The organism is Paenibacillus sp. Soil766, assembly GCF_001428105.1.
Lineage (GTDB): Bacteria > Bacillota > Bacilli > Paenibacillales > NBRC-103111 > Paenibacillus_E.
This window is the reverse complement of sequence record NZ_LMSJ01000030.1, coordinates 65,769-72,080: the sequence shown is the minus strand read 5'-3', so window position 1 is coordinate 72,080 and position 6,312 is coordinate 65,769. Positions and strand designations below refer to the sequence as shown.

Annotated in this window: 8 protein-coding genes and 1 rRNA gene; 8 read left to right on the top strand and 1 reads right to left on the bottom strand. The window is 44.6% G+C overall.

Annotated features, from left to right (window positions below; all coding sequences use genetic code 11):
- Nucleotide 1: 1 nt before the first annotated feature.
- Nucleotides 2-118 (top strand): 5S ribosomal RNA (gene rrf, locus ASG89_RS22660).
- Nucleotides 119-474: 356 nt separating this feature from the next.
- On the opposite strand, the gene ASG89_RS22655 is transcribed toward rrf, so the two are convergent.
- Complete coding sequence (locus tag ASG89_RS22655; RefSeq protein ID WP_057313331.1) at nt 475-1,002, bottom strand: hypothetical protein; 528 nt, start codon at nt 1,000-1,002, stop codon at nt 475-477.
- Between the two features lie 162 nt (nt 1,003-1,164).
- Here ASG89_RS22655 and ASG89_RS22650 point away from each other — a divergent pair, with 162 nt between their 5' ends.
- From ASG89_RS22650 to ASG89_RS22620, 7 genes are all read left to right on the top strand, one after another.
- Nucleotides 1,165-1,338 (top strand): sigma factor G inhibitor Gin, encoded by a 174-nt coding sequence (locus tag ASG89_RS22650; RefSeq protein ID WP_235549884.1) that lies wholly within the window; start codon nt 1,165-1,167, stop codon nt 1,336-1,338.
- A gap of 104 nt (nt 1,339-1,442) precedes the next feature.
- Nucleotides 1,443-2,963, top strand: a complete 1,521-nt coding sequence (locus tag ASG89_RS22645) for an aminotransferase class I/II-fold pyridoxal phosphate-dependent enzyme (RefSeq protein WP_321166529.1) — start codon at nt 1,443-1,445, stop codon at nt 2,961-2,963.
- 21 nt (nt 2,964-2,984) lie between these two features.
- Nucleotides 2,985-3,641, top strand: coding sequence for a dTMP kinase (tmk, locus tag ASG89_RS22640; protein ID WP_157276766.1), 657 nt, complete (start codon nt 2,985-2,987; stop codon nt 3,639-3,641).
- A gap of 45 nt (nt 3,642-3,686) precedes the next feature.
- Nucleotides 3,687-4,016: a cyclic-di-AMP receptor gene (locus tag ASG89_RS22635; protein ID WP_056618038.1), complete on the top strand. Its 330-nt coding sequence runs from the start codon at nt 3,687-3,689 to the stop codon at nt 4,014-4,016.
- Between the two features lie 30 nt (nt 4,017-4,046).
- Complete coding sequence (locus tag ASG89_RS22630) at nt 4,047-4,493, top strand: YaaR family protein (RefSeq protein ID WP_057313328.1); 447 nt, start codon at nt 4,047-4,049, stop codon at nt 4,491-4,493.
- 31 nt (nt 4,494-4,524) lie between these two features.
- Complete coding sequence (gene holB, locus ASG89_RS22625) at nt 4,525-5,502, top strand: DNA polymerase III subunit delta' (protein ID WP_057313327.1); 978 nt, start codon at nt 4,525-4,527, stop codon at nt 5,500-5,502.
- Nucleotide 5,503: 1 nt separating this feature from the next.
- On the top strand, nt 5,504-6,307 hold the full coding sequence (locus ASG89_RS22620) for a stage 0 sporulation family protein (protein ID WP_056618027.1): 804 nt from the start codon (nt 5,504-5,506) through the stop codon (nt 6,305-6,307).
- The last annotated feature ends 5 nt before the right edge of the window (nt 6,308-6,312 follow it).

Genomic DNA, 6,312 nt, shown 5'->3' with positions numbered 1-6,312 from the left:
GTTTGGTGATGATGGCGGAAGGGATCCACGCGTTCCCATCTCGAACACGACCGTTAAGCCTTCCAGCGTCGATGGTACTTGAACCGCAGGGTTCTGGGAGAGTAGAACATTGCCAAACGACATAGGGATCTTTTGGTGGAGCCAAAAGTCTCTCAGCACTGAAAGAGCCTTACTTGGAGAAATCCAGGTAAGGCTCTTTTTTGCATTCATGCGTGAACTCTAAACCAACACCGTCGCTAATCCAGCACATTTAAACATTAACTGTATTTACTACATCTAATTTGAGCGATTTATGCTAATAAATTGATTTAGCTGGAAAACCTACATCTAATATCAGCGAAACTCGCTATTTCTCCCTCAGAGGTCGAATTTAACTGTACAAAATCCATCTAATTCGATATAAACGATAAATATCGCAATATTAGATGGAGTTTTTCCAGTTAATCGTTAGAATAGGCGGAGTTGGTGGGCAATTTACTGTATATAACAGGACGTGTCCTTACTCGATATTTTCACTAAACCAGCTTTACTGTAAGGCTGGAAACGGAACAGCATCCATAACCGTGGGAGAAGCATCCAGCAGTGAAAGATCGTCAGGTGGACCAACCAAGTACCAGGGATCCAGGGATACATGATGAGGATCAAGGCAAGTCCAATGCAGAACAGGTGAAGCTGTACTTTGGTAACGAGACGAACGGAGGCATTGCCTTCAGGTAAGAAACCGGACCAGAAGATGCCAAAGCGGTAGGACCAACCGCGCATAGCCATTCCAATGGTGAAGTGGAAATAGGCCCGAATGAGCAGGGTATGGAAGATGAGCACAAGTGGGTAGCTCACTAGTAGCGGGAGCCAATGAGATGGGTCAAATTTGTAGAAGACTATTAGAATAAGGGACGTGTAATAGAGAACTATTTTATAAATAGAATGATAAAAACGCTTCATTAACGTATAACTGTAAATCGTAGATTGTTTGGATAAATTGGATTCTTGTTTAATTGACATAAAAGAGACCTCCGTGCTGCAGTAACATGTTATGTAGGTATTATCGGCATATCCCTTCCAAAATATGAGCATTTAGCTAGTTTAGGAGAATCGAGAATCGGACATACTAGTCATAAAAGATCGTGGGGTGATCATATGGAGGAGAATCGGTTTGGACTATGTATGATTTGTGAGCAACAGCGGATTGGCGGGATTCATATTGTGACGGCGTTCATATGTGATGAATGTAGTAAAGAGATCGTCAAAACGAGCGTTTCTGACCAGAAATATCCGTTTTTTGTGAATCAGATGAAGAAGGCATTTTACATGGGAAATTCAAGACAGTATATGAATTAAGAGGGGAAGCTTCTTTTACAGAAGCTTTTTTTGTTTTTTTAATGGTAATCCACTACTATAGAAGGGTAAATTGAAAATTTGAATGCTAAGGTAGCTCAAGGAGTTTGATCCATTTGTGCAGCGAACATTTACATAAGGCTCGAGCCCCGCTTTTTGAGGCTATGGTTGCCCATCACGCTACGAAGTCCGTTAGTCTACATGTGCCAGGTCATAAATCAGGCCAAGGGCTGTTGGAAGAAGGAGCAAGCTTTCTGCAATCGATCATGTCCATCGATTATACAGAAATAACGGGACTGGACGATTTGCATCATCCAGAGGGTGTTATTAGGGAGGCGGAGCAACTCGCAGCAGACTGTTTTGGCTCAGACGAGACGTATTTTCTCATTGGAGGGAGTACGGTTGGTAATTTAGCGATGATCGGAGCAGTTTGTCAGAGGGATGACCTCATTCTAGTTCAAAGAAATGTGCATAAGTCTGTCATTCATGGACTCATGCTAGCAGGTGCACAGGCTGTGTTCTTAGCACCAGAGGTTGACGATAAAACAGGCGTTGCAACAGCTTTACATATCGAAGTTGTTAAACAAGCGATAGAGCAGCATCCTACTGCGAAGGCATTATTTATAACGAATCCGAATTATTATGGTATCGGTACGGATTTGAAGCCTTTTGCAGAACTGATGCATGAGAAAGGAAAGCTCCTGCTAGTGGATGAAGCGCATGGTGCGCATTTCGGCTTCCACGAAGAGGTGCCTGCATCCGCCATATCTCAAGGTGCTGACGCCGTCGTGCAGTCTACACATAAGATGCTAACCGCTATGACAATGGGGGCGATGCTGCATGTACAGGGATCAGGGATCAACCGTATAGCCATCCAACAATTGTTGGCGATGCTGCAAAGCTCGAGTCCTTCCTATCCGATTATGGCCTCATTGGATTTAGCGCGTAAGCGAATGCATACGGAAGGAAATACGTGGTTGGAACAAGGACTCCATCTCATGAAAGAATTCAGAGAAGAGTTAGAGGCGTTGCAATGTCTCGGTGTCTATCCACAGGGAAATCAGCAACCAAGCGGTGCGGGAGTCGCCGAAACAACAGATCCTTTTAAAATTGCTATTTATGATCCTACGTATAGCATATCTGGAGCCGAGCTCAAAGAGCGGTTAGAAGCCGCAGGCTGTTTTGTTGAGATGACAGATGGCTATCTGGTTTTACTGGTTTTTTCCCCTGCTAACTCAAGAGAGGAGATACTACGTTTAGTCCAAGTATTAAGCAACATTTGTTTGGACATCACGAACCGTAAGCAGGAACTTCAGGCGCCTATCTCGAATATAATTAAATTACCCACCTACGCACCCATCTCCTCACCAATAAGGTTTGACCATAGTGTCTTGTTTCAACGGACAACTCAAATGGTTAATATAGAGGAAGCAATTGGGAAGCGTTCAGGTGAGATGGTCATTCCTTATCCACCAGGTATTCCTTATTTATATCCAGGTGAAGTAATAACGGCTTCTGTAGCTGAGGCACTCGTATTTTTGGCTAGGCAGGGCATCAGGTTCCAAGGAACCAATTTTGGACAGACGCACCAATTAACTATATGCACAGATCACGAAGAGACTTCGTGAGGCAGTATGCAGGAGGAACACGTGAACGGAATATTCATTACGTTTGAAGGGCCGGACGGCTCCGGAAAAACAACGCAGCTCAAAAAGATAGCGCAGGAGCTACAAAAGTTAGGACATGACGTACTTGTTACAAGAGAACCGGGTGGTACGGCAATTAGCGATAAAATCCGCAGCATTATTCTCGATCCTGTGAATGAGGAGATGGTGGATCAAGCAGAGGTATTGCTTTATGCAGCATCGCGGGCGCAACATGTTCACGAGCTTATCCTTCCAGCGCTGAAGGCTGGTCGAATTGTGCTTTGCGATCGATTTATTGATGCTAGTGTAGCCTACCAATCTTATGGGCTTGGTGTTGATATCGAGATGGTGAAGAGTATTTCGAAATATGCAAGCTCAGGGCTACAGGCAACTAGAACTTATATGATGGACGTTCCCGTTGAAGTGAGTTTGGAGCGATTGAATCAGCGAGCAGGTGCTACTGAGTTTACACAGCAGTTGGATCGCATTGAGCAGAAAAATGTCGATTATCACAGCAGAGTACGCGCGGGCTTCCACCAAATTGCAACGGATCAGCCAGAGCGTGTCATCATTATTGATGCTAATCGAGACGTAGAATGCATAGCCGCGGATATATGGCAGGATTGTAAACAGTTGCTTGAGGAACATATTTCCGTCTAAAGCGGAAAATCAATTCTTAGTTTATAATATAAGGAGGCATCACCTATGAAACTAGTCGTAGCCGTTGTTCAGGATAAAGACAGTAACCGTCTCTCTAACGCTTTAATTAAGGAAGGGTTCAGAGCCACGAAGTTGGCAAGTACCGGTGGGTTTCTGCGTGCGGGGAATACTACCTTTATGATTGGTACGGAAGATGATCGAGTGCAAGAGGTGATGCAGGTGATTCGAGCAAATTGTAAAATTCGTGAGCAGTTGGTGACACCTGTTTCTCCAATGGGAGGAACGACGGATTCGTACATTCCATTCCCAGTGGAAGTGCAAGTAGGTGGAGCGGCGGTTTTCGTGTTGCCAGTCGAACGATTCGAGCATTTCTAAACATATTAGGTACACAAGGATGGATGCGTCTTGAAAATTAACCCGGGGCTGCAGCCCATCGGTAAGAATATTAAAGTCGGTGAGAATGTTCCTCCGCCACAGATGGCTCCGAGGAATTTCTCTGACATTATGCAGCAGAACGATGAGAAGTATACGCAAGAACAGCTGACCAAAATGGTACAGCAAATTACACTTCAAGGCGATCGCTTGTCGAGAGGCATGACAGTTAGAGAGCTATTGCAATATAAGCTGCTCATTCGTCAGTTTCTCGAGGAAACAGCTCGTAGAGGTGTTAACTTAAGAGATACGAAGGGCTGGGATCGTCGCGGTCGTTCGAAGCGATATAAGCTTTTGGAAGAAATCGATCAAGAGCTCCTCTTATTAGCTGATGAATTATTGGAGAATGAGCAGGGGCGGATCGAAATACTGCATAGAATCGGAGAAATCCGAGGTATGTTGATCAATTTGTTATTTTAAAAAATATAAGCGTGTAATGGGGCGAAAATAAATGTCCTTCAAAGCTATACCGGGACAAGCAGCAGCCAAACAGCTGCTGCAAAACGGACTACGTCAAGACAGGCTATCGCATGCGTATATTTTTAGTGGTCCTGTTGGGACAGGGCGATCCGAGATGGCAATTGCTCTCGCCAAAGCGATCTATTGTCAGAATGGGACGGAAGATGCATGCGGTGAATGCTTGGAATGCCGTAAGGTCGAGCATGGCAATCATCCAGATCTCCATACGGTCGCTCCTGAAGGCGCTTCAATTAAAATTGAGCAGATTCGGGAGTTGCAGAAAGAGTTCGCCTACAGGGCAACTGCATCTGGAACGAAAATATATGTCCTGTACCATGCAGAGAAGATGACTGTACAGGCTGCGAATAGTTTGTTGAAATTTCTAGAGGAACCGAACTCTCGTGTGGTAGCCATTCTGATCACCGAGAACGGAAACGCGCTGTTACCTACGATTCAATCGCGGGCACAGTGGATCCAATTTACGCCAATGGCACGTGAGCAAATGGTGCTCAAATTGCTGGAAGAAGGACTTCCAGCGGCATTAGTACAACCTGCAGCGCATGTAACAGCAGGTTTGCAAGCGGCAAGAGATTTAATTGCAGCAAATTGGTTTGCAGAAATGAGAACCGTAATGTTACAATTAGCGAAGGAGACGCTCACACGTTTCCCTACTTCCATGATTACCGTACAACAGCGGATTGTGAAAACAGAACTTGCGGATCATGTTTCGGCTTTATTCGACTTATTGATCCTCTGGTTTAAAGATATGGTGCAGTTGCGCCTTGAGCGCAGAGACAAGCTTGTATATAATGACCAGCTAGACTGGATGGGCTCCCTCGCGTTAAGTCGAGATGTTTCGGTCTGGGTGCGTATGATGGAGCAAGCCGTAGATTTACAAAAGCGACTGCGTTCCAATGCCAATTCTCAGCTGGTTATAGAGAAAATGCTCGTGGAGATGCAGGGGGTGTAAGATGTACTCAGTGGTTGGCGTCCGCTTCAAGAAGGCGGGTAAAATATATTATTTTGATCCCATTGATTTACCGATCGAGAAAGAAAGTGCCGTTATTGTTGAGACCGCACGCGGTGTCGAATACGGCAAGGTCGTAGTGGGCAAAAAGATTGTCAAAGAAAACGATGTGGTTCTTCCACTCAAAAAGGTCATTCGCATTGCGGATGATACGGATGCTGATTTGGTTGAAGAGAATAAAAAAGCAGCCAAAGACGCTTTTCAAACCTGTCATGATAAAATTAAAGACCACAGTCTTAAGATGAAGCTAGTGGACGTAGAGTATACCTTCGACCGAAATAAAATTATATTTTATTTTACGGCTGAAGGACGCGTTGATTTCCGTGAGCTTGTGAAAGACTTGGCGAGTATTTTTCGGACAAGGATTGAACTTCGACAAATTGGTGTGCGTGATGAAGCGAAGATGCTCGGTGGCATAGGTCCGTGTGGGCGAATTCTATGTTGTTCTTCCTTCTTAGGTGATTTCGAGCCAGTTTCCATTAAGATGGCGAAAGATCAGAATTTGTCCTTGAATCCGACCAAGATATCAGGGTTATGCGGAAGACTAATGTGCTGCTTGAAATATGAACATGATAACTATGAAAGTGCCAAAGATTCGTTGCCGACGGTTGGCCGATTAGTGATTACTTCTTTTGGCAGTGGAAAAGTATTGGGGCTTAATATTAAAGAACGTACGGCAAAGGTTCAATTGTTTGATCTTGGGAAAGCGTTAGATCTGCCATTCGATGATGTTGTTGAACAAGAGTAGAGATC